General features: G+C 70.4%; 16 protein-coding genes. 13 read left to right on the forward strand and 3 right to left on the reverse strand.

The features are described 5' to 3' along the window. Nucleotides 1-172: 172 nt before the first annotated feature. From FY549_RS08385 to FY549_RS08410, 6 genes are all read left to right on the forward strand, one after another. A complete protein-coding gene (locus FY549_RS08385) occupies nucleotides 173-4813 on the forward strand; it encodes an ExeM/NucH family extracellular endonuclease (RefSeq protein WP_149084633.1) in 4641 nt (1546 codons plus the stop codon). Between the two features lie 198 nt (nucleotides 4814-5011). Then, nucleotides 5012-5524 carry a DUF3817 domain-containing protein gene (locus FY549_RS08390; protein WP_062635876.1) on the forward strand — a complete coding sequence of 171 codons (513 nt, stop codon included), beginning with the start codon at nucleotides 5012-5014 and terminating at the stop codon, nucleotides 5522-5524. Further along, a complete protein-coding gene (guaA, locus tag FY549_RS08395; RefSeq protein ID WP_149084634.1) occupies nucleotides 5521-7107 on the forward strand; it encodes a glutamine-hydrolyzing GMP synthase in 1587 nt (528 codons plus the stop codon). The genes FY549_RS08390 and guaA overlap by 4 nt, the downstream gene beginning before the upstream one ends. 8 nt (nucleotides 7108-7115) lie before the next feature. Beyond that, on the forward strand, nucleotides 7116-8504 hold the full coding sequence (locus FY549_RS08400; RefSeq protein WP_149084635.1) for a glycosyltransferase: 1389 nt from the start codon (nucleotides 7116-7118) through the stop codon (nucleotides 8502-8504). 127 nt (nucleotides 8505-8631) lie between these two features. After that, entirely contained in the window at nucleotides 8632-9060 is a 429-nt protein-coding gene (locus FY549_RS08405) for a YciI family protein (protein WP_149084636.1), read from the forward strand. A 40-nt stretch (nucleotides 9061-9100) separates the two neighbouring features. Further along, complete coding sequence (locus tag FY549_RS08410; protein ID WP_149086050.1) at nucleotides 9101-10372, forward strand: RNA polymerase sigma factor; 1272 nt, start codon at nucleotides 9101-9103, stop codon at nucleotides 10370-10372. Between the two features lie 99 nt (nucleotides 10373-10471). Here FY549_RS08410 and FY549_RS08415 read toward each other — a convergent pair whose 3' ends face one another. Both FY549_RS08415 and FY549_RS08420 read right to left on the reverse strand, forming a co-directional pair. Further along, complete coding sequence (locus FY549_RS08415; protein ID WP_025103755.1) at nucleotides 10472-10744, reverse strand: GlsB/YeaQ/YmgE family stress response membrane protein; 273 nt, start codon at nucleotides 10742-10744, stop codon at nucleotides 10472-10474. A 156-nt stretch (nucleotides 10745-10900) separates the two neighbouring features. Continuing rightward, a complete protein-coding gene (locus FY549_RS08420) occupies nucleotides 10901-11827 on the reverse strand; it encodes a Bax inhibitor-1/YccA family protein (protein ID WP_149084637.1) in 927 nt (308 codons plus the stop codon). Nucleotides 11828-11918: 91 nt separating this feature from the next. On the opposite strand from FY549_RS08420, the gene FY549_RS08425 reads away from it, so the two are divergent. Further along, nucleotides 11919-12905 carry a glycerophosphodiester phosphodiesterase family protein gene (locus FY549_RS08425; protein WP_149084638.1) on the forward strand — a complete coding sequence of 329 codons (987 nt, stop codon included), beginning with the start codon at nucleotides 11919-11921 and terminating at the stop codon, nucleotides 12903-12905. 10 nt (nucleotides 12906-12915) lie between these two features. Here the strand turns inward: FY549_RS08425 and FY549_RS08430 are convergent, their stop codons facing one another. Beyond that, entirely contained in the window at nucleotides 12916-13314 is a 399-nt protein-coding gene (locus FY549_RS08430; RefSeq protein ID WP_060922036.1) for a YccF domain-containing protein, read from the reverse strand. Between the two features lie 89 nt (nucleotides 13315-13403). Between FY549_RS08430 and FY549_RS08435 the strand changes: the two genes are divergently transcribed. The 6 genes from FY549_RS08435 to ligD all read left to right on the forward strand — a co-directional run bounded on the left by FY549_RS08435 (nucleotide 13404) and on the right by ligD (nucleotide 23512). Continuing rightward, a complete protein-coding gene (locus tag FY549_RS08435; protein WP_149084639.1) occupies nucleotides 13404-14384 on the forward strand; it encodes an ABC transporter ATP-binding protein in 981 nt (326 codons plus the stop codon). Continuing rightward, nucleotides 14381-15397 carry an ABC transporter permease gene (locus FY549_RS08440; RefSeq protein ID WP_149084640.1) on the forward strand — a complete coding sequence of 339 codons (1017 nt, stop codon included), beginning with the start codon at nucleotides 14381-14383 and terminating at the stop codon, nucleotides 15395-15397. Before FY549_RS08435 ends, FY549_RS08440 begins: the two co-directional genes overlap by 4 nt. 136 nt (nucleotides 15398-15533) lie before the next feature. Beyond that, nucleotides 15534-18659, forward strand: a complete 3126-nt coding sequence (locus FY549_RS08445) for a lamin tail domain-containing protein (RefSeq protein ID WP_149084641.1) — start codon at nucleotides 15534-15536, stop codon at nucleotides 18657-18659. 82 nt (nucleotides 18660-18741) lie between these two features. Next, nucleotides 18742-21195: an ATP-dependent helicase gene (locus FY549_RS08450; protein WP_149084642.1), complete on the forward strand. Its 2454-nt coding sequence runs from the start codon at nucleotides 18742-18744 to the stop codon at nucleotides 21193-21195. Nucleotides 21196-21238: 43 nt separating this feature from the next. Beyond that, on the forward strand, nucleotides 21239-22378 hold the full coding sequence (locus FY549_RS08455) for an SseB family protein (protein ID WP_149084643.1): 1140 nt from the start codon (nucleotides 21239-21241) through the stop codon (nucleotides 22376-22378). 63 nt (nucleotides 22379-22441) lie between these two features. Next, nucleotides 22442-23512, forward strand: coding sequence for a non-homologous end-joining DNA ligase (gene ligD, locus FY549_RS08460; RefSeq protein WP_149084644.1), 1071 nt, complete (start codon nucleotides 22442-22444; stop codon nucleotides 23510-23512).

The following is a 23512-nucleotide window of genomic DNA, read 5'->3' on the forward strand; positions in this document are numbered from 1 at the left end:
TCAGGGGGTGTCGCGGCCGATCGGTGAGCGCTGGGTGACCAATGGGAAAACTCCGTTGAGGATGTCCGGACCGCTCCGTATGCTCGCTCCATGTGCGCACGCTGGGAGTTCCCGATGCGCGCGATGACAGCGTCCTGAGCAGCGCCGGAACACGATCGAGGAGACAGCACCGATGATGTCCGCTCCTGAGCACGGGGAGACCCTGACCCCCGTCTCGCACCGCAGAATCCGAGGGCGCGTCGGCGCTCTCGCCGCGACGTGCGTCGCCGCCCTGAGCCTCGGCTCGCTGGTGGCAGCGCCCGCCTCGGCGAACACCGAGGGCACCGGGGTGGTGATCAACGAGGCCTACCTGTCCGGCGGAAGCGCCGGCGCGGCGTTCACGAACAAGTTCGTCGAGCTGTACAACCCGACCACGGCCCCCATCGCCCTCGACGGGATGTCGCTGCAGTACCGGTCGGCGACCGGGACGGGTGCCTTCAACGGCGTCGCGCCGCTGAAGGGGACGATCCCGGCGGGCGGCTACTTCCTCGTGCAGGCCAACAGCAACGGCACCAACGGCGCCGCGCTGCCCACGCCCGACGTGACCACCACGCTGAGCCCGAGCGGCACCAACGGCACCCTGGCCCTCGTCGAGGGCACGGCGGCGGTCACCCTGACCCCCGGCTCGGCGGTCGGCGTCGACGGCGTGATCGACCTCCTCGGCTACGGAACCTCGAACACCTTCGAGACGGCCGCGGCGACCAGCCCCTCGAGCAACACCGACGTCCGGTCGCTGAACCGCACGGCCGGCACCGACGCGGACGACAACAAGGCCGACTTCGCGCTGTCGGCCACCATCACCCCGCAGAACTCCGGCGGCGGCGACCCCGGCACCGACCCGGGCGAGGAGCCGGGAACGGAGCCGAAGGCCGCCACGATCGCCGAGGTGCAGGGCACCGGTGAGGTCTCGCCGCTCGCCGGGCAGCGCGTCCGCGTCGAGGGTGTCGTCACCGCCGACCACCGCACCGGCGGCTACAAGGGCATCGTGATCCAGACGCAGGGCTCCGGCGGCGGCACCGATGCGACCCCTGGCGCCTCGGACGGCGTGTTCGTCTTCCTGAACAGCCTCGCGCCCACGCTCGAGATCGGCGACCTCGTCTCGGTGACCGGCACGGTGAGCGAGTACTACGGTCAGACCCAGATCGCGCCGACCGCGGCGGCCGACGTCTCGGTCGTCACGGCCGGTGTCGGCGTGCCCTCCCTCACGCCGCTTCCCGACACGGTGCGTGGTGCCGACCGCGAGCAGTACGAGAACATGTACGTCGCCCCGACCGGCACGTATCGTCTCGCCTCCAGCCACCAGCTGTACAACTACGGCACGCTGTGGCTCAACACCGGAGACGACCTCAACGTCAAGAGCACGGAGACCACGCGTCCGGGTGCCGAGGCGGCGGCCATCGCGGCCGCGAACCGCGCCAACCGCATCCTGCTCGACGACGCCTGGTCCATCCAGGTGACCAACAACGGCCACCCCGGCGAACAGCCGTACTTCACGGAGGACGCGGTGGTGCGCAACGGCGACACCGTGGACTTCGGATCCAACGGCTACGTGCTCCAGTGGGGCTTCGACGACTGGCGGCTGCAGCCGGTCGTGCCGATCGACGACTCGTCGCCCGCGGAGCGCAAGGTCACCTTCGAGGCCACGAACCCGCGTCCCGAGAAGGCCCCGGAGGTGGGCGGTGACGCCCAGGTCGCGTCGTTCAACGTCTACAACTACTTCACGACGCTGAAGAGCGAGAACGGCGACGCCCGCGGCGCGGCGAACGCCGCCCAGTTCGCGATCCAGAAGTCCAAGATCGTCTCGGCCATCAACGGTCTGGACGCCGAGATCGTGGCGCTGATGGAGATCGAGAACTCGGTCAAGCTCGGCAAGCCCGTCGACACCGCCCTGAAGGACCTCGTCGCCGGTCTCAACGCCGATGCGGGCTCCGACGTCTGGGACTACGTGCCGACACCGGAGGCCCTGCAGGACCCCGCGACGACGGACTACATCACCAACGCGATCATCTACAAGAAGGACGCGGTGAGCACGGTCGGCGACAGCGCCACCGTCACCGACGAGTCCGTGTGGGGCAATGCCCGCGAGCCGATCGCGCAGGCGTTCGACATCGACGGCCGCGTCGTCACCGTCGTCGCCAACCACCTGAAGTCGAAGTCCCCGCCGCAGGGCGCCGGGGCCGAGCCGGCCGACGGCCAGGGCTTCTTCAACGCCGACCGCGTGAAGCAGGCGCAGGCCGTCCTCGCCTTCACGGAGGAACTGGCAGAGAGCAGCGGTAGCAGCGACATGCTGCTGATCGGCGACTTCAACGCCTACGGCCAGGAAGACCCCATCGACGTGTTCACCTCGCAGGGGTGGAGCGACGTGGCCGCCGACAAGGCCGCCGGGCAGTACACCTACACCTTCGACGGGGAGCTCGGTTCGCTCGACCACGTGATCGCGTCGCCGTCGCTCGTCCCGTCGATCACGGGTGCGGGCGTGTGGGGCATCAACTCGCCCGAGTGGAGCGACCGCGGCTACGCGTTCGGCGCCGCCGAGGAGGGCACGCCGTACCGCTCCAGCGACCACGACCCGATCCTCGTCGGCGTCTCCTCGGAGGTCCCGCCGGTGAGCATCGACGTCGTCACGGTGAACGACTTCCACGGCCGCATCGAGGCCGACGGGGCTGCAGCCGGTGCCGCCGTCCTCGCGGGCGCCGTGCAGCAGTTCCGTGCGGCCAACCCGAACACGATCTTCGCCGGAGCTGGCGACCTGATCGGTGCGTCGACGTTCACCTCGTTCATCAACGACGACAACCCGACGATCGATGCGCTGAATGCGGCCGGCCTCGACGTGAGCGCCGCGGGCAACCACGAGTTCGACCAGGGCTGGGAAGACCTGCGCGACCGGGTGCAGGAGCGCGCGGACTGGGAGTACATCTCCTCGAACGTGTTCGTGACGGAGACGGGTGAGCCCGCGCTCGCCCCGGCCTGGGTGAAGGAGCTCGACGGGGTGCGCGTCGGTTTCGTCGGTGCCGTCACGGAAGACCTCGACTCGCTCGTCTCGCCGGAGGGCATCGCGGATCTCGAGGTGCGCAGCATCGCCGACTCCGTGAACGCCGTGGCCGACGACCTGCGCGACGGAGACCCTGCCAACGGCGAGGCCGACGTCATCATCCTGCTCGTGCACGAGGGGGCGGAGAGCACCGCGCTCTCCGCCATCACCGAGGACTCGCCGCTGGGCGAGATCGTCTACGGCGTCGACGACGACGTGGACGCGATCGTCTCGGCGCACACGCACCTCGTGTACAACCACGTCATCGACGGCCGACCGGTCGTGTCGGCCGGTCAGTACGGCGAGAACCTGGGCCTCATGAACATCCAGGTCGACCCCGAGACGAAGGAGCTGCTCTCGATCACCAACGAGATCAAGCCGCTCACCTCCGCGGGCAAGCCGCTGTACCCGGCGGTGCCGGAGGTGCAGGCGATCGTCGACAAGGCGAAGGCGGAGGCTGACGTGCTGGGGGCCGTGAAGGTGGGCGACATCACCGCCGACTTCAACCGCGCGCGTCAGACCAACGGCGCCGAGAACCGTGGCGGCGAGTCCACCATCGGCAACTTCGTCGCCGACGTGCAGAAGTGGTCCACGGGGGCGGACATCGCTCTCATGAACCCCGGTGGCATCAGGGCGAACCTGACGTACGCGTCGAGCAATGCCAACGACCCGAACGGCAACGTCACCTACCGCGAAGCAGCGACGGTGCAACCGTTCGCCAACACGCTGGTCACGCTGACGCTCACCGGTGCGCAGGTGAAGAGCGTCCTGGAAGAGCAGTGGCAGCCGACGGGTGCGGCGCGACCGTTCCTCAAGCTCGGCGTCTCCGAGGGCCTCGTCTACACATACGACCCGACGGCGGCGCAGGGTTCGCGAATCACTTCCATCACGCTGAACGGCACGGCGATCGACCCGAACGCGGAGTACACCGTGGCGGCGAACTCCTTCCTCGCAGGGGGCGGAGACAACTTCGCCACCTTCAAGGAGGGGGAGGGCAAGCGCGACACCGGCAAGATCGACCTGCAGTCGATGGTCGACTGGTTCGACGCGAACAAGACGGCGACTCCGGATCTCGCCCAGCGCGCGGTCGGCGTGACGGTCAGCCCTGCGGACGCTGACGGCTACCGCGCCGGCGACCAGGTGACGGTCTCCCTCTCCTCGCTGGCGTTCAGCGGCGGCGAGGCGGCCCCCGGAGCGGTGACGCTGTCTCTGGGTGACACCGAGCTGGCAGCAGGAACGGTCGACCCGGCCGTCGTGGACACGACCGACGAAGGCGGCCGCGCCACCCTCACGTTCACGGTGCCCTCGGGCGTGTTCGGTGAGCAGCAGCTCACGGTCGAGGTCCCGGCGACAGGCACCACGGTCCAGGTGCCGTTCACGATCGCCGGCGAGGAGGAGTTCGCGGGGACCATCGCGCTCGGCTCGTCGAAGGTGGCCGCGGGCAAGAAGCTCTCCGTCACCGGCGAGGGCTACCAGCCCGGCGAGACGGTCACGGTGGAGCTCCGACCGAAGAAGGGTCAGGGCGTCGAGGTGGGCACGGTGCAGGTTCGTCAGGACGGCACCTTCAGCGCCTCCGTGACCGTGCCGAAGAACGCCCAGCCGGGGAAGTACACGGTCGCGGTGTCGCAGGCGGACGGGGACGAGGCCACGGCCACCGTCACCGTCAACCGCGCCGGCGGCATCGGCGGGATCATCAAGGACATCGTCGACTGGCTGTGGGACCTCCTGACCGGGTGGTTCTGACACCGCACGGCGGATGACGAGGCGGAGGCCGTCGGGGTGACCCGGCGGCCTCCGTCGTCTCCCGCTGACCGCCACTGCGGAGCTCGCCGCCGACACGCCGCCGCCTGGCGGCCTGGCACGGGGTGTCGCCCCTCGTCTCCGAAGCTGGGCCCCTGGGACCGGGTCGGGGTGTCGCGCGCCGCCGACTAGACTGGGGGCATGCCCGAACCGAAAGTCGCCAGCTTTCCGGCGATCCGCGGTGCGCTGAAGTTCTACCAGATCGCGTCGATCATCACGGGAGTCATGCTGCTCCTGCTGCTCGCCGAGATGGTGCTGAAGTACACGCCGATCCACCTCGAGCTCTTCGCCGGAGGATCGGGCGGCCCGCTCTGGTTCGCGGGCGTCATCGCCGGACCGGACTGCCAGTGGTGGTCGCTGTTCGCGCCGTGGACGAACTCGTGCGAGATGACCTCCCTCGGGGACGGCTTCAACATCTCGCTGTTCATCCTCGTCGCCCACGGCTGGTTCTACGTCGTCTACCTCTTCGCGTGCTTCCGCATGTGGAGCCTGATGCGGTGGCCGTTCCGCCGGTTCATCCTCCTCGCGCTCGGCGGTGTCATCCCGCTGCTGTCGTTCTTCATGGAGGCGATCGTCGCCCGTGAAGTGAAGACCTATCTCGCCACCCGGGAGGCCGCCGAGGCCTCCGCGATCGCCCCGGAAGGTGTCCGTTGACCGAACAGTCCGAGACCCAGCAGCGCCCCGCGCTCGTCGTCGACTTCGGCGCCCAGTACGCGCAGCTCATCGCCCGCCGCGTGCGCGAGGCCGGCGTCTACAGCGAGATCGTGCCGCACACCGCCACGGCGGAGGAGATCGCCGCGAAGAACCCGGTCGCGATCATCCTCTCCGGCGGCCCGTCATCGGTGTACGAGGAGGGGGCGCCGAAGCTCGACCCGTTGGTTTTCGACCTCGGCGTTCCGACGCTCGGCATCTGCTACGGCTTCCAGTACATGGCGCAGACCCTCGGCGGCGAGGTCGCGCACACCGGTCTCCGCGAGTACGGCGCGACCGACGCGGTCATCTCGGGTGACGGCGGCACGCTGCTGAGCGGGCAGCCGACCGAGCAGAACGTGTGGATGAGCCATGGTGATCAGGTCGCCAAGGCTCCGGAGGGCTTCGAAGTCCTCGCCACGACGGAGGCCACCAAGGTCGCGGCCTTCGCCAACGAGGAGCGCGGCTTGTACGGCGTGCAGTGGCACCCCGAGGTCAAGCACTCCGATCACGGCCAGCGGGTCCTGGAGAACTTCCTCCACAAGGGAGCGGGGCTCGCCTCCGATTGGAATCCCGACAACGTGATCGCCGAGCAGGTCGAGCGCATCCGTGAGCAGGTCGGCGACGCCCGGGTCATCTCGGCGCTGTCCGGCGGCGTGGACTCCGCCGTCTCCACCGCCCTGGTGCACAAAGCCATCGGTGATCAGCTCACGGCCGTCTTCGTCGATCACGGGCTGCTCCGCAAGGGCGAGCGCGAGCAGGTCGAGAAGGACTACGTCGAATCCACGGGCGTGCGGCTCATCACGGTCGACGCTGCCGAGACGTTCCTCGGTCACCTCAAGGGAGTGACCGACCCAGAGGAGAAGCGCAAGATCATCGGCCGCGAGTTCATCCGCGCGTTCGAGAAGGTGCAGCTCGACCTCGTCGAGGAGGCGAAGGCCGACGGCGGCGCCCCGGTGAAATTCCTCGTGCAGGGCACCCTCTACCCCGACGTCGTCGAATCCGGCGGCGGCGCGGGCACCGCCAACATCAAGTCACACCACAATGTGGGCGGTCTCCCTGACGACCTCGACTTCGAGCTCATCGAGCCGCTGCGGGCGCTCTTCAAGGACGAGGTCCGTGCGATCGGTCGCGAGCTCGGCATCCCCGAGGCGATCGTCGGTCGCCAGCCGTTTCCGGGGCCCGGCCTCGGCATCCGGATCATCGGTGAGGTCACCGCTGACCGTCTCGAGATTCTGCGTGAAGCCGACGCCATCGCCCGTGAGGAACTGACGAAGGCGGGTCTGGACCAGGAGATCTGGCAGTGCCCCGTCGTGCTCCTCGCCGATGTGCGCTCGGTGGGCGTGCAGGGCGACGGCCGCACGTACGGTCATCCGATCGTGCTGCGCCCGGTCTCCAGCGAGGACGCGATGACGGCCGATTGGACCCGTCTGCCGTACGACGTGCTCTCGAAGATCTCGAACCGGATCACCAACGGCGTCCGCGACGTCAACCGCGTCGTGCTCGACGTCACGTCGAAGCCGCCGGGGACGATCGAGTGGGAGTAGGGGGCGCGATGCCCCTGTTCTCGGCGCCGGGCCTCCCGGATGCCGAGTACCTGGTGCTGTCCAGCCGGCTGATCCCGGGGCTTGACGGCGGGTACACGATCGCGACGCTCGCGCGTGCCCGACTGCTGGCCGCCGCAGGCGCCGGCGAGGGCAGGGGGCCGCAGCTGCTGACCTTCGATCCGGGAACCCGCGCGGATCACGCCGAGCATCGCAGGGTGTTCGCGGGCCGCGGCGCGCTCGCCGACCCCGATCGCCTGCGGAACCTGTTCGACGAGGCTGCTGCGCCGGAGGGCGGGGCCGCAGAGTGGCTGCGTGACGCCGCGGACGCCGCGGTGACGGCGGACCCCGATGCGGAGTACCGCGTGCTCTCGGACCCGGAGGGCCGTCCCTTCGTGGCGCTTCCGGTGATCCCCGGCAATCCGGACTGGCACCTCACGGACGAGCCCGTCCTCGTGTACGACGAGAGCGGAGCGGTCGTCGGCGCGCTACACGGATTCCGCGGACTCTACGGCGCCTGGCTCGGCCACGTCACCGCGGCGCTGGGGGCCCGGCCGATCGTCGTGATCTGCGAGTCCCGTCAGCTCGGCGAACTCGTCGCCGACTGGTCCGACCCGCGCGTCCGCATCCTGCACCCCATCCACACGATGCACGTCGAGGCGCCGTACACCCCCGATGCGCCGATGAACACGCTCTGGACCCGGTGGTTCCGGCTGGCCGACCGCTTCGACGCGGTGATCTGGCCGACGGCCACGCAGCGTGACGACGTCGTGGCACGGTTCGGCGACGCCGCGAACCACGTCGTCGTGCCCAACCCCATCGAACCCGTCGAGCGACGGGACGACCTGCGCGAGGAGGGGCTCGTCGTCGTGCTCGGACGCCTGGCCGCGGGCAAGCGCATCGACCACGCCATCCGTGCCTTCCTGGCCGCCGACGTGCCGGGCGCGCGAATGGAGATCTGGGGCGGGGGGCCGGAGCAGGATGCGCTGCAGTCCCTCATCGCCGAGCTCGACGCCGCGGACCGCGTCGTGGTGGCGGGGTACACCGACGATCCCGCGACGGTGCTGGACCGTGCGTCGGTGCTGGTGACGTCGACCGCGTTCGAGGGGCAGCCGCTGGGCATCGTGGAGTCGCTGCTCCACGGCACTCCGGTCGTGTCCTACGACGTCCGGTACGGCATCCGCGATGTCCTCGGCGCGGGCGGGGGAGTGCTGGTGCCGGGCGGAGACGAAGCTGCGCTCCGGGACGCGCTCCGTGACCTGCTCAGCGATCCGGAGCGTCTGGCGGCCTTGCGGGCCGAGGCGCCGTCCGCTGCTGAGGCGTGGAGCCCCGACCGCTCGCTGGCGGCCCTGACCGCCGTGATCACCGACGCTGTCGCGAAGCCCTCCCGCCGCCGCTGAGGCGCCGTCGTCGCGTGCGGTGTCGGGCCTTCGGAGTTTTTTCCCGCCCGTGTCGATCTCCGGTGTTCCCGTTCGACGTCTGTGATGAGAGGGTCGAGACACGACCCTTCGGGACAAGGAGAACATCATGAAGTTCATGCTCATCATGCGCGCGACCGACGAAGCGGTCGCGTCCTACGAGGAGATGCCGTTCGAGCAGGTCATCGAGGCCATGGGCCGTTACAACGAATCCATGATGAAGGCGGGTGTCCTCGTCGCGGGCGAGGGGCTGACCGATGCGGCGGAAGGTTTCGTCGTCGACTTCAGCGCGGAGAAGCCGCTCATCACCGACGGGCCGTACGGGGAGACGAAGGAGCTCTTCAACGGCTTTTGGATCATCGAGGTCTCATCGCGTGAGGAGGCCGCGGAATGGGCGAGTCGGGCGCCATTGGGTGCGGGGTCCTTTCTCGAGGTGCGCCGCGTGACCGGACCGGAGGACTTCCCGGCCGACAACGAGTGGATCGAGAAGGAGGCGGGCTGGCGCGAGGAGCAGGCCCGCCGCGCCGAGCAGTCGTGACGCCGTTCCGCTGATGGACGTCCCCGAGGGATCGTCGGCGATGGACTCGGCCGCCTCCGCGCAGGAGGCGACCGAGCGGGCGGTCGCGGCGGTGTGGCGCATCGAGTCCGCGCGCATCGTGGGCACGCTGACGCGGCTGGTCGGCGACTTCGGCCTCGCGGAGGATCTCGCGCAGGAAGCCCTCGTCGACGCGCTGCGGCAGTGGTCGGCCGACGGGATCCCGCGCAACGCCGCCGCGTGGCTCACGGCGGTGGCGAAGCGCAAGGCGGTGGACGGGTGGCGCCGCCGGGAGCGGCTGAACGACCGGCTCGCGCTGCTCGCGCAGGATCTGCATCGCGAGCAGGCGCAACAGCCCGAGCTGCCCTGGGACCCGGATGCCGTGGACGACGACGTGCTGCGGCTCGTGTTCATCGCGTGCCACCCGGTGCTCTCGAAAGAGGCGCAGGTCGCGCTCACGCTGCGGGTCGTCGGCGGGCTGTCGAGCGAGGAGATCGCCCGCGCGTTCCTGGTCCCCACAGCGACAGTGCAGCAGCGGATCGTGCGGGCGAAGAAGACGCTCGCCGCAGCGCAGGCGCCGTTCGAGGTGCCACCGCGGGAGGAGCGCGCGGCACGTCTCGGTGCCGTCCTCGGGGTGCTGTACCTCATCTTCAACGAAGCGCATGCGGCCAGCAGCGGTCCGGACTGGATGCGGCCTGAGCTGAGCGACGAGGCGATCCGGCTCGGCCGCGTGCTCGCCGCTCTCCTGCCCCGGGAGCCGGAGGTGCACGGGCTGCTCGCGCTCATGGAGCTCACGGCGGCGCGTTTCCCCGCCCGGCTCGACCGGAGCGGCGAGCCGGTGCTGCTCGCCGATCAGGACCGGCGGCGATGGGATCGCGGCCGCATCTCGCGGGGGAGAGCGGCCCTGGCGACGGCGGATGCGCTCGGCCGCGGTCGGGGCCCGTACAGTCTGCAGGCCGCGATCGCTGAATGTCATGCGGTCGCGCCGTCGGTGAGCGAGACCGACTGGGACCGCATCGTCGTCGTGTACGAGGCGCTCGGGCGCATCGCGCCGTCTCCGGTCGTCGAGCTCAACCGTGCGGCCGCGGTGGCGATGGCGACGGGGCCCGCCTCCGCCCTGCGCCTGCTCGACGAGCTGGCCGCGGCGGGGTCGCTGCGCGGGTACCACCTGCTCCCGGCGACGCGCGGAGAACTGCTGCGCCGGCTCGGGCGGGAGGACGAGGCGCGCAGCGAGTTCGCGGTGGCGGCGGGTCTGGCGGGCAACGACCGGGAGCGCGAACTCCTCGTGCGCAAGTCTCGCGGTGCCGCAGGCTGAGATGGCTCGGCACACGAAAAGACCCGCCCCTCACGGATGCTCTCGCAGCCGTGAAGGACGGGCGTGGGTGACGCGGGGGCGCGTCGAGTGGGGCCTGCGTCAGTCGTTGACCCGCTGGCCGCGGCCCGCGATGAGGCCGTAGATCAGCAGCACGATGATCGAACCGCCGATGGCGAGGAGCCAGGTACCGAGGTCCCAGAACTCGGTGAGCGGACGGTTGAGGATCAGGCTGCCCAGCCAGCCGCCGAGCAGGGCGCCGACGACGCCGAGCAACAGCGTGATGAACCATCCGCCACCCTGCTTTCCGGGCAGGATCAGCTTGGCGATGGCTCCGGCGATGAGGCCGAGAAGAAGAAAGCCGAGAAAACTCATGGTCAGCTCCTTGGGTCGGGAGCCCCGGGGTGCCGGGGCTTCGTGACACCTACTGTGCCCGGTGCCCGGATCGCGCGCCAACCCCTTGCGCGCTCCCCTCACGGTATGGCAAGAGGCCCGCCCCCTCACGGAGACGGGCCTCGTGCGCAGCGGCTGTCAGTCGTTGCCGCGGACGATCGCGATGATCCGCAGGATCTCCACGTACAGCCAGACGACCGTGACCATGATGCCGAAGGCGCCGAGCCAGCCGTACTTCCGGGGGGCGCCGTTGCGGACGCCCTGCTGGATCTGGTCGAAGTCGAGCACCAGCGAGTAGGCCGCCATGATGACGACGAGGACGCCGATGATGAGGCCGAGCGGAATCCCCATGATCTCGGCGCTGTACAGGCCGAAGGCCTGGTCCTGCGGGAGAACGCCCGTCCACATGAGGATGAGGTTGAGGAGCGAGAAGACCAGGTAGCCGATCATCGCGATCATGAAGATCTTCGTGGCCTTCTTCGACGCGCGGATCTTGCCGCTGGCGAAGAGCGCGAGGGTCACGCCGACGACCGAGAGGGTCGCGAGAGTCGCCTGGAAGACGATGCCCGGCCACAGCACCTCGAAGTACGACGAGATGCCACCGATGAACAGACCCTCGAACGCGGCGTACGCGAAGATCAGCGCGGGGCGGACCTTCTTACGCGACGTGAAGGAGATGACCATCGCGAGCACGAAGCCGCCGAGCGCGCCGACGATCCAGGGCAGCAGGTTGGGGGCGTAGTCGCTGTACGGGTCGCGCTCCGGGACGGTGATGCCGCCCAGGGTCAGCACCCAGCCGATCGCGGCGGTGACGAGAAGGATGCCGAACAGGCCGGCGGTCTTCCACACGGTGTCCTCGACGGACATCCGGTCGGTCTCGAGAGAGCCGGCAGCGGGGGCGGCGTACATGCCCTCGAGCTGCGCGTTGGCAGCGGCATCCATCGCACCGTGCTGGAACGACGCGGTCTGGGCACCCTGAGCAGCCTGGGGCGCACCCGGATACGTCGCGACGTTGCGCGGGTCCTGCTGCTGGAAAGCAGGATTGTTGAAAGCGAAGTTGCTCATCGGTGGGCCTCACTCCAAAAGGGGGGTCGTAGGTCGCTTTCCTCCACGATACCCGCGTGGCGACACTCCCGGGGTGGCTTACGCTGTGAGCGTGCCCAGCAAATCCCCGCTCGTCATCGGGCATCGCGGTGCTCCGGGCTACCGGCCCGAGCACACCCGTTCGTCCTACGAGCTCGCCCTCGCGCTGGGCGTCGACGCGGTCGAGCCGGACGTGGTGGCCACCAAGGACGGCGTCCTCGTGGTGCGACATGAGAACGAGATCTCCGGCACCACGGACGTCGCCGAGCATCCGGAGTTCGCGGATCGCCGGACGACCAGGCGTGTCGACGGCTCAGCGCTGACCGGGTGGTTCACCGAGGACTTCACCTGGGCGGAGCTGTCGACGCTGCGGTGCCGGGAACGGCTTCCGAAGCTCCGTGCGGCCAGCGCCTCCTTCGACGGGACGGAGCCGGTGCTGCGCCTGCGCGACGTGCTCGACCTCGTGCGCGCGGCAGCCGAGGAGCAGGGCAGGGAGATCGGTGTCGTGCTCGAGGTCAAGCACGCCACCCACTTCGCGAGCATCGGGCTCGACCTCGCTCCGCTGATCGCGCAGGAGCTGCGGGATGCGGGGTGGGCGGCGGGAGCGCTGCCGCTCCTCGTGGAGAGCTTCGAGTCGACCGTGCTCCGGCGGCTCCGTGCCGAGGGCGTCGCGGCGGGGTTCGTGTACCTCATCGAGGCGGCGGGACAGCCGTACGACCTGCTCGTCGCCGAGGGGCCTGGGACGCTGACGTACCCCGAGACGGTGACTCCCGAGAACCTCGACCGCCTGGTCGGCCAGGTGGACGGGATCAGCGTGGACAAGAAGATGCTGCTCGTCCCTGGGACGACGCTGGTGGCCGACGCCCATTCCCGCGGCCTCACCGTCTTCACCTGGACCTGCCGCCCGGAGAACACCTTCCTCGCGGCGGCGTACCGCGGACCCGGAGGCAAGAGGGCGTTCGGGGACTACGAGGCCGAGTGGGGCGTGATCGCCCGGCAGGGTGTGGACGGCGTCTTCGTCGACCACCCCGACCTCGGCGTCGCGTTCTTCCGCGGCTGAGCCGGGCCGGTCAGAGCGTGCGGTCGAACGCGCCCTGACGGGTGGAGACGATCTCCTTGCCGAGCGGCATGAGTGACACGGGGACCATCTTGAAGTCGGCGATGCCCATCGGGATGCCGATGATGGTGATGCACAGCGCCAGTCCCGACACGATGTGACCGAGGGCGAGCCACCACCCGGCGAGGATGACCCACAGCACGTTCCCGAGGAACGAGCCGACGCCGGCCGTCGGCTTGCTGACGACCTCGCGGCCGAACGGCCAGATGGCGTAGGCGGCGATGCGGAACGAGGCGATGGCCCAGGGGATCGTGATGATCGGGATGCACAGCAGCAGGCCGGCGAGTACGTAGCCGAGGAACAGCGCCCAGCCCGCGAGGATGACCCAGATGATGTTGAGGATCGTGCGCATACAGCGATTGTGTCACCCGCCGGGCGGCCGGGCTGGGGATCCGCCGCGAGGTCCCCGGTGTCGACGCCGCGCGATGCCAGACTGACCGCATGACCGGAATAGTGGTGGACGACGTCAGCAGAGCGTTCGGGGACGTGCAGGCCGTGCGAGGGGCCACCCTGCGCGCCGAGGCGGGGAGGGTGACGGGCCTGGTGGGTCCGAACGGCGCGGGGAAGACCACCCTGCTGCTCATGCTCGCCTCGTTGCTCGCTCCCGACAGCGGCACGATCCGCATCGGCGGCGTCGACCCCGAGGCCGACCCGCTCGCGGCACGTCGGGTGCTGGGGTGGATGCCGGACGCCCTCGGCGCCTGGCCCTCGCTCACGGCCCGCGAGACGATCGTCACCACGGCCCGCCTCTATGGGATCGACCGTCAGGACGCGGAACGGCGGGCACAGCATCTCCTCGACCTCGTCGGACTCGGACCCCTCGCGGACTCGGCCGCGAAAGTGCTCTCCCGTGGGCAGAAGCAGAAGCTCGGCCTCGCCCGGGCCCTCGTGCACGACCCGCAGGTGCTGCTCCTCGACGAGCCGGCATCGGGGCTCGACCCCGAGGCCCGCGTGCAGCTGCGGGTCCTCCTGCGGCGGTTCGCGGCCGAGGGGCGCACGGTCCTCATCTCCAGCCACGTGCTGTCCGAACTGGAGGAAGTCGTCGACGACGCGGTGTTCCTCGTGGGCGGAGCGGTCGTCGATGCCGCGCCGGCGCAGAGCACCGTCCGGGCCTGGCGGGTACGGCTCGCCGGCGCGACCCCGGAACGGCTGAACGCGGACACGTGGCAGGTCGCCTCGACTCTCGAGCTCGCTCCCGAGTCCCTCGCCGTCGACCGCGGCGCCGTCCTCGTCGGGTTCGCCGGTGAGGAGGCCGCCGCCGCGTCGCTGCGCCGTCTCGTGGAAGCCGGGCTCCCGGTCGCGGAGTTCGCGCCCGCGCAGAGCGACCTGGAGCACACGTTCCTCGCCCTCCGGCACCCGCAGCCGCCCATCGCGACGACGCCGCCGCCCGCGGCACCCCACGGAACGGAGGCGGGAGCATGAGCCTCGCGAACATCGGCGTCATCGCGCGCCTCGAGCTGACCCAGCGGTTGCGGAGCGTCGGCTGGTACGTGCTCCTCGGCGTCTTCGCGCTCGTGCTCCTCGGCGTCACGGGGCTGTCGTTCGCGGTGTACTCCTGGGGGGAGGACGTCGGGGCCGGCGTGTCGTCCATCGTCGTCAACGTCGTCCTGCTGCTGGTCGTGCTCGTCTCGCCGACCCTGAGTGGCAACGCCATCAACGGCGATCGGGATGCGGCCACGCTGGCGCCGATCCAGGTCACCGCGGCGTCCACCGGCGACATCATGTTCGGCAAGCTGCTCGCGGCGATCGCGACGGGCGGTGCGTTCCTCCTGGTGGCCGTCCCCTTCCTCGGGGCGTCGCTCTTGGCAGGCGGGACCGATCCGGTCGTGCTGCTCGTGGCGTTGCTGATCCTCGCGGCCGAGATCGTCATCGTCGCCGCCATCGGCGTCGGCCTGAGCGGCCTGATCGCCCGGCCGCTCTTCTCGGTCGCATCCACCTATCTCGTCGTCTCTGCTCTCGTGATCGGCACGCTCATCGTGTTCGCGCTGGGCGGCATGGCCGTGCGCAGCGAGGCGACCACCTACACCCGCCCCTACGACGGCAACGGCAACGTGGACTGCGAGAGCTGGGAGACCTACACGTACGAGGTGCCCCGGTTCGACCTCGTGTGGTGGGCGCTCGCCGCCAACCCGTTCGTCGTCCTCGCCGACGCCACCCCCACGGAGTTCAACACGGCCGGTTATCCGATCGACCTCTACGGACAGATCAAGTTCGGCGTCCGCAGTGCGCAACTCTCGCCGTTGGAGCAGCGCTGGGACGACTGCGACCTGGAGAGCACGTCGCGGACGGCCGAGCAGGTGATCGACGAGACGGTGCCGAGCTGGTTCGTGGGTCTCGGGGTCCAGGTGGTGCTGGCCGGGGCGCTGTTCGCCGGTGCCTGGGCGCGAACGCGCACGCCCGCCAGACGGCTGCCACCCGGCACCCGTATCGCCTGACGGGGACGGGAGCGGAGGAAGCCGCCACGTGTCGTTCACCGGCCGTCCACCGACGTGTCGTCGGGCGGACACCCGGCGGCGGTGATCTGGGCGGGTACCCGTCTGTGCTCAGTCGAGCCCTCTTCCAGGAGCCCCCATGCCCCGACTGCAATCCGTGGCGGCTGTCGCGGCGGCGTGCGCACTGAGCGCCGCCGCCCTGATCGCCGCTCCCGTCGCCGCCTCCGGCGCCGTCGCCCCGGTGGAGGCCGCGCCGACGGCCGCCCCGGGCCTCGTGCTGAACGAGATCGTGTACGACGACGCGGCGACGGGACTCGCCGATCAGATCGAGCTCTACAACGCGGGCTCCACGGCCGTCGACCTCACCGGCTGGCGGGTCTCGGACGAGAAACGCGACAGCTTCGGCGCGGCACCGGCCGGTACGGTGCTCGCGCCCGGCGCATTCCTCGTGCTGGTCAAGGACCAGGACTTCGACTTCGGGCTCGGTAAGGGTGACGAGGTCGTCCTGCATGACCCGAACGGGGCCGAGGTCGACGCCTACGCGTACGCGAACACCGCTCCGTTGGCGGTCTGGGCGCGCTGCCCCGACGGGACCGGCGACTGGGCGCATGCCACCGCGGCGACGCCCGGTGCGCCCAATGACTGCCGCGTCGCGCCGGTCGCCGGGGCGATCCGCATCAACGAGGTCGACTCGCAGCCGGCCGACTGGGTCGAGTTCCACAACCCCGGCACGGAGGCGATCGACGTCTCCGGCTACGAGATCCGTGACAACTCCGACGATCACCGGTGGCGTTTCCTCCCCGGCACCACGATCGAGCCCGGTGCTTTCCTCGTCGTCGAGGAGGGTACCGTCGGGCTCGTGGACGGCGTCGAGACGGCGTTCCGCGACCCGATCGGCATCGGCAGCGCGGATCGCATCCGCCTCTTCGACACCGTGGGCACGCTCGTCGATGACACGCCGCCCTGGGAGGGGCATGCCGCCATCGACGGGGACACCGCCGCCGCCACGCTCGCGCGCTGCCCGGACGGTGCCGGCGCGTTCGTGCTCGCTCACGCGACACCGGCAGCGCCCAACGCGTGCGTCCGCCCGGACGTCGCGATCAACGAGATCGAGTCCAACGGGGACGCCACCGACTGGGTTGAGGTCGTGAACACCGGGAGCACCGCGGTCGACCTGTCCGGGTGGTCGGTGATGGACAGTGATCCCGTCGGACACGCCACCGAGACGACCCCCGCACCCGCCGGAACGCTGCTGCCTCCGGGCGGCTACCGGGTGTTCGATCAGCCGGCCGACTTCGTCTTCGGTCTGGGAAACGGCGACACCGTGACCCTGCGGGACGCGAACGGCCTCACGGTCGACGAGCACGTCTACACCGCGCACGCCGACGGTGTCTGGGCTCGCTGCGCCGACGGCACCGGGGAGTTCATCGACGCGCCCGCGGCGACCAAGGGCCAGCGCAACGCCTGCGGGAACCCGGTGCGGATCAACGAGGTCGAGTCGGACGGCGGGGCGCCGGACGACTGGATCGAGCTGGTCAACCCGACCGGGGCCTCGCTCGATGTCGGCGGGCTCGTCGTGAAGGACGACGACGACGCCCACGTCTACACGGTGCCTGCCGGCAGGACGATCGCGGCCGGAGCGTACCTCGTCATCGAGCGGGCGGAGCTCGGCTTCGGACTCGGGGCCGGGGATTCCGTCCGGCTGTTCGACGGGGATCTGCTCATCGACGAGACGACGTGGGGGGAGGGGCATGTGGCGACCACGTGGGGTCGGTGCCCGGACACCTCCGGAGTCTTCGCGGCGACCGCGGCGCCCACGAAGGGGACGGCGAACGTCTGCGCGGGCGAGGTCGCGGTCGGCACCTGGCCGGGGTCCGCCGAGGTGCGTGTGCTCGATGACGTGCCGACGTTTCTGGAGGACAGCTCCGGCCTCGACGTGCAGGAGACCTCGGACGGCGCCTTCCTCTGGGCGGTCGACAACGGCGAGGGGCGCATCTGGAAGCTCGAGGCCCGCGCGGACGGCTCGGTGGAGAAAGCCGTGGGCTGGGATGAGGGCAAGCGGGTGCGCTTCGCGAAGGACGCCGACGACCCGGGCGCCGCAGGGCCGGACACCGAGGGGATCACGGTCGATGGGAAGGGCCTGGTCTACGTGGCGTCCGAGCGCGACAACAGCGCGAAGGGCGTGAACCGGAACGTGTTGCTCCAGGTCGACCCCGAAGCGTCCACCGGTGACCTGGTGGCGCAGCGGGAATGGGATCTCACGGCGAAGCTCCCGGCGGTCGGTGCGAACCTGGGCATCGAGGCCGTGCAGTGGGTGCCGGACACCGCGCTCGCCGGGAAGCTCTTCGACGACACCACCGGCGCCGCCTACGACCCCACGGCACACCCCGGTCACGGGGACGGTCTGTTCTTCGTCGCCGTGGAGGACAACGGGCACGTCTACGCGTTCGCGCTCGCCGCAGACGGCGGGGCCACGCTGGTCTCCGAGATCGCCCCCGGTCTGAGCGGTGTGATGGCCCTCGACTGGGACACGGTGCGTGGCACGCTGTGGGCGGTGTGCGACGACGGCTGTCAGGGCCGCTCCGCGGAGCTCACCCTGAACGGGACGGCCGAGCCGGACGTGGCGCACTATGCGCGGCCGTCCGGCATGCCAGACATCAACAACGAGGGCTTCGCCACGGCCCCCGCGACGCTGTCGATCGACGGAAAGCGTCCGGTGTGGTGGTTCGCCGACGGCTTCGCCTCCCAGGCGCTGCGCACCGGAACGCTGCCGGGCGGCACGGGCGGCGAGAACCCCGGTGGCGAGAATCCCGGTGGGGAGAACCCCGGTGGGGAGAACCCCGGTGGGGAGAACCCGCCGCTCCCGGGCTCGAGTCTCGTGGACGGCAACCGCCACGGTGTCACGGTCGACCCGGCGATGGCGGCGCGCGGACAGCGGGTGACCGTCTCGGTCGGTGTGGATGCCGCCGGAGCGCGGGCGGCGATCTGGATGTACTCCGACCCCGTCCGCCTGGCCGCAGGAACGCTCTCCGCGACCGGTGCCCTCACGGTCACCGTTCCGGAGGACGCGCCGCTGGGCGCGCACCGGATCGCCGTCTTTGCGGCGGACGGCAGGCTCCTCGGCTGGGCGGACCTGCGCGTCACCGCCGCGGGCGAGGGACTGGCCGCGACCGGGGCCGACCTCCCGGTGGTGGCCGTCGCCCTCGCGCTGATGCTCCTCACGACCGGGGTCCTGGTGCTGCGCCGATGGAGGAGGGCGGTCTGACCGGGGAGGGTGCGGGCGGGTGCCCCGCCCCTCCGCCCGCGCGGACCGCGATGTCGGTGCCGCCGCCTAGACTCGAGAGGTCATGACCGAAGCCCCTCTCATCGTCCCCGGATCCGTCGGCCCGCAGTCCTCCGGCGCTCCCGCGCAGGACGACCTCCTCGCCGGCCTCAACCCCCAGCAGCTCGAGGCCGTCACCTATCGCGGCCCCGCGCTGCTCATCGTCGCCGGCGCCGGGTCGGGCAAGACGAGCGTGCTCACGCGCCGCATCGCCTCGCTCCTGCGCAGCCGGGAGGCGTGGCCGAGCCAGATCCTCGCGATCACGTTCACCAACAAGGCCGCCGGCGAGATGCGCGAGCGCGTCGAGGGGCTGATCGGCGACGCCGCGCGCGGCATGTGGATCTCCACTTTCCACTCCGCATGCGTGCGCATCCTCCGCCGTGAGGCGCAGCAGTTCGGGTTCACGAAGAACTTCACCATCTACGACTCCGGCGACTCCCGCGCGCTGCTCAAGAGGCTCGTCAAGGAGCACGAGGCCGACGCGTACGGCCTCACGCCCGCCGCCGTGCAGGGCCGTATCTCCAAGCTCAAGAACGAGCTCTCCGACGCCGAGTCGTACGCCCGCCAGGCCAATATGAGCGATCCGGCAGAGCGCGTCTTCGTGGAGGTCTTCGCCGACTACCAGCGACAGCTCCAGAAGGCGAACGCCTTCGACTTCGACGACCTGATCGGCCAGACGGTCTACCTCTTCCGGGCGTTCCCCCAGGTCGCCGACACCTACCGCCGCCGGTTCCGGCACATCCTCGTCGACGAGTACCAGGACACCAACCACGCGCAGTACGCGCTCATCCACGAGCTCACCCGGCCGGTCTCCGGCGTCGGCGCCGCACCGGAGCCCTATGCCTCGAACGGCATGATGATCTTCGAGCCCGATCCCGAGCCGGCCTCCGGCGCGGGCGAGGCCGGGGCGTCGCTGACGGTGGTCGGCGACTCCGATCAGTCGATCTACGCGTTCCGCGGTGCGGACATCCGCAACATCAGCGAGTTCGAGCGCGACTTCCCCGGGGCGAAGGTGGTGCTCCTCGAGCAGAACTACCGGTCCACGCAGAACATCCTCTCCGCGGCGAACGCCGTCATCGGCAACAACTTCGACCGCAAGGACAAGAAGCTCTGGAGCGATCGCGGCGAGGGCGACAAGATCATCGGCTTCACCGGCTACTCGCAGCACGATGAGGCCCAGTTCGTCGCCGATGAGATCGAGGCGCTGCATCGCAAGGGCATGCCGTACTCGGAGATGGCCGTCTTCTATCGCACGAACTCCCAGTCCCGCGCGCTGGAGGAGATCTTCATCCGCTCCGCCGTGCCGTACAAGATCATGGGCGGCACCAAGTTCTACGAGCGCGCCGAGATCAAGGACGCGCTGGCGTACCTCGTGGCGGTCGCGAACCCCGCAGACGAGATGGCCGTCCGCCGCATCCTCAACAAGCCGCGGCGCGGCATCGGCGACGTCACCGAGACGGCGATCGCGCGCTTCGCCGAGGAGCATGGCATCTCCTTCCGCGATGCCCTGTCGCTTCCGGGGCAGCTCGGCGTCGGCCCGAAGATCCAGGCCGCCATCGCGCAACTCGATGCGGTGCTCGCCGAGGCGACGGCGATCATGCTGCCGCCGACGGGAGAGGTGCCACCGCCCACCTCCGTGGCGGACGGGCTCAGCCTGCTCCTGGCGAAGAGCGGGTACCTCGATGCGTTGCGGGCCAGCCGCGACCCGCAAGACGAGGCGCGGGTGGAGAACCTCGACGAGTTCGTGGCCGTGACCCGGGACTTCGCACGCAACAATCCCGAGGGGACGATCACCGACTTCCTCACCGAGGTCGCGCTGGTCTCCGACGCGGACGACCTCGACGACGAATCCGGGTCGGTCTCGCTCATGACGATGCACACCGCCAAGGGCCTCGAGTACGACGCGGTCTTCGTGACCGGCGTCGAAGAGGACCTCATCCCGCACCGCATCTCGGCGGGCGAGCCCGGTGGCCCGCAGGAGGAGCGGCGCCTGTTCTACGTGGGCATCACGCGCGCCCGGAAGCGCCTGCACCTGTCGCTCGCCATGACCCGCGCGCAGTTCGGCGAGGTGACCGTGGCGATGCCGAGCCGGTTCCTGCAGGAGATCCCCGCGGCTCTCATCGACTGGCGGCAGTCGCCGGGTGACGTGAACTCGCGCGGCGGCATGCAGTCCCGGGCGTTGAACGCCCGCCGTTCCGGAGGCTCGGGAGACCGCTTCGGCGTCAAGGCACTGCCCCGGGAATCCCTCAAGCCGCTGTCGACGGCGATGGACAAGATCCCCAACCGCGTCACCGCCAAGATGCGCGACAACGGCGACCTCGAACTCGTCGCAGGCGACCGCATCCGCCACGACGACTTCGGAGAGGGGCGGGTCGACGCCGTCACCGGCGAAGGCGCCAAGCGCATCGCCCACGTCCGCTTCGACACGGCGGGGCAGAAGAAGCTGCTGATCAAGGTCGCCCCCATCCAGAAGCTCTAGCGGGCGGCGAGGAGGGCGGGGAGAGGCGGTTAGGCTGGCTCTCATGGCCCTCTTCTCCCGCCGCAAGAAGTCCGGCGACGACGCCGTCACTCCCGCCCCGTCCACCGCGCCCGAGGCCGGAACGGAGGAAGACGCGAGTCCGGCGACCGAGGAGGCTGCGGCCCCGACGGTCGAGGGGTCTCCCACCGTCGGCATCTCCGTCCAGGCCTTCCGTGGCGTCGGCGCGGAAGCGGGACCCGAAGTCGCCCTGCCGGATCCGGAGGCTGCTGCGCCACCCGCGCGCCCCGTGAGCCCGGAGCCGTCCCGCCCTGCGGCGGAGCCCCCCGCTCCCGCGCCGGAACGGAAGCTGCCGCTCGCCCCCGCGCTCCCGCCCGAGCAGACCGAGACCGTCGCCGGCATGAAGGACAACGTGCTGCTGCGCGAGTCCCTGACCCAGATCGAGGCGGGCGCCTCCAACGAGCAGCTCCTGGGAGTGCTCCGGCAGGCGCTCCAAGGTCACCTCTACATCCGCGTGAACGGCGACGCCCGCGCGCAGATCAGCGAGGGCAAGCCGCTCGCGGTGGCCGTGGTCCGCGACGGTGAGCGGCAGTTCATGCTCGCGTTCAGCTCGGCGGCCGCCGTCCGCGACTCCGTGCAGCTCGAAGCAGACCCGTCCGCGACGTCCGCGGTCGCGCAGCCGACCACCTCGGTCATGCAGCAGGTCGTGTCCGGCGACTTCGCGGGTCTCATCATCGACAACGCGTCCGCGCCGCACCGCGTGGTGTTCCCCACCGAGCTCCTGCAGAAGACCCTGGAGCAGGCCGACGTCGACATGACCGTGAAGTCGCTGCTCGCGGCACCGCGGGAGCAGGACTCGCCCGCCCGGGTGGGCGAGGCTCTCGCCACGACGCGCATGTGGGTGGCCGTGAACGACGGATCGGGTACCGGTCAGGTCGGCATCGCCGAAGCCCAGACCGCCGACGGCCGCCGCTTCCTGCAGCTCTTCACCCACCCTCTGGAGGTCATCGCCCTCGGCCGCGGAGACCGTCCGCTCCCGTTCGAGCCGGAGCAGCTCGCCAAGGTGCTGTCGAGCCACCCCGAGATGGCGGGCGTCATCATCGACTCCGCCGGTCCGTCCATGGTGGTCGAGCGCACCGCCCTCGCTCCCGTGCTCGTGCGCGCGGTGCAGATCGACGACGACTGACGGCCTGCGCACCCGGGTCCGCCGGGGGTTCCGTGCGTCGGAACCTCCCCCTAGGGTCGGAGCATGGCCTCCGAACGCGTGACCCTGACCGTCGCCGACACCGACGGAGAGCGCGAGGTCGCGCTCTCCAGCCCGAACCGGGTCGTGTGGCCCGACCTCGGGATCACCAAGGCGGAGCTCGCGGAGTACGTGCAGCTCGCATCCGTGCCCTTCCTGTCGGCGAACGGGAACCGGCCGGTGTCCCTGGAGCGTTTCCGCGACGGGGTCGGCGCCACCGGTGAGCCTCGCAGGGAGGGGTTCTTCTCGAAGAATCCGCCGAAGGGTACTCCCGAGTTCGTCGACGCCGTGACCGTCACCTACAACAGCGGCCGCCGCCACCCGCAGATCGTCCTGAACCGCACCAGCGCGATCGTGTGGGCCGTGCAGATGAACACGATCGTCTTCCACCCGTGGGCGTCGTTGGCGACGGATTCCGACAACCCGGTCGAACTGCGCATCGATCTCGACCCGCAGCCGGGCACCGGGTTCGCCGAAGCCGTCCCCGCGGCCCACGCGCTCCGGGACGTGCTGCGTGAGGCCGGGCTGGAGGCGTTCGCGAAGACGAGCGGCAACCGCGGCCTGCACGTCTTCGCGCCCATCGAGCCGACCCACGAGTTCCTCGATGTGCGGCACGCCGTGATCGCCGCCGGCCGCGAGCTCGAGCGGCGGATGCCCGACCGGGTCACCACGAACTGGTGGAAGGAGGAGCGCGGGGAGCGCCTCTTCGTCGACTTCAACCAGGCCAACCGCGACCGCACCATGGCCGGCGCCTACAGTCCCCGCGCCCTGCCCGGAGCGACCGTCTCCACGCCCGTGCACTGGGAGGAGCTCGACGACCTCGACCCCCGTGCGTTCACCGTGCGCAGCATCCCGCAGCGACTCGACGAGGTGGGTGACCCCTGGGCCGACATGCAGGCCAGGCCCGGGCGCATCGACACGCTGCTGGAGTGGTGGGAGCGCGACAAGGAGGACGGCCTCGGAGAGCTGCCGTTCCCGCCGGAGTTCCCGAAGATGCCCGGTGAGCCGCCGCGCGTGCAGCCGAGCAAGAAGAACGCGGCGAACTGGGACGCCGACGGCAACCCCGTCGAGGGCTGA

The organism is Microbacterium sp. 1S1 (assembly GCF_008271365.1).
Taxonomy (GTDB): Bacteria; Actinomycetota; Actinomycetes; order Actinomycetales; family Microbacteriaceae; genus Microbacterium.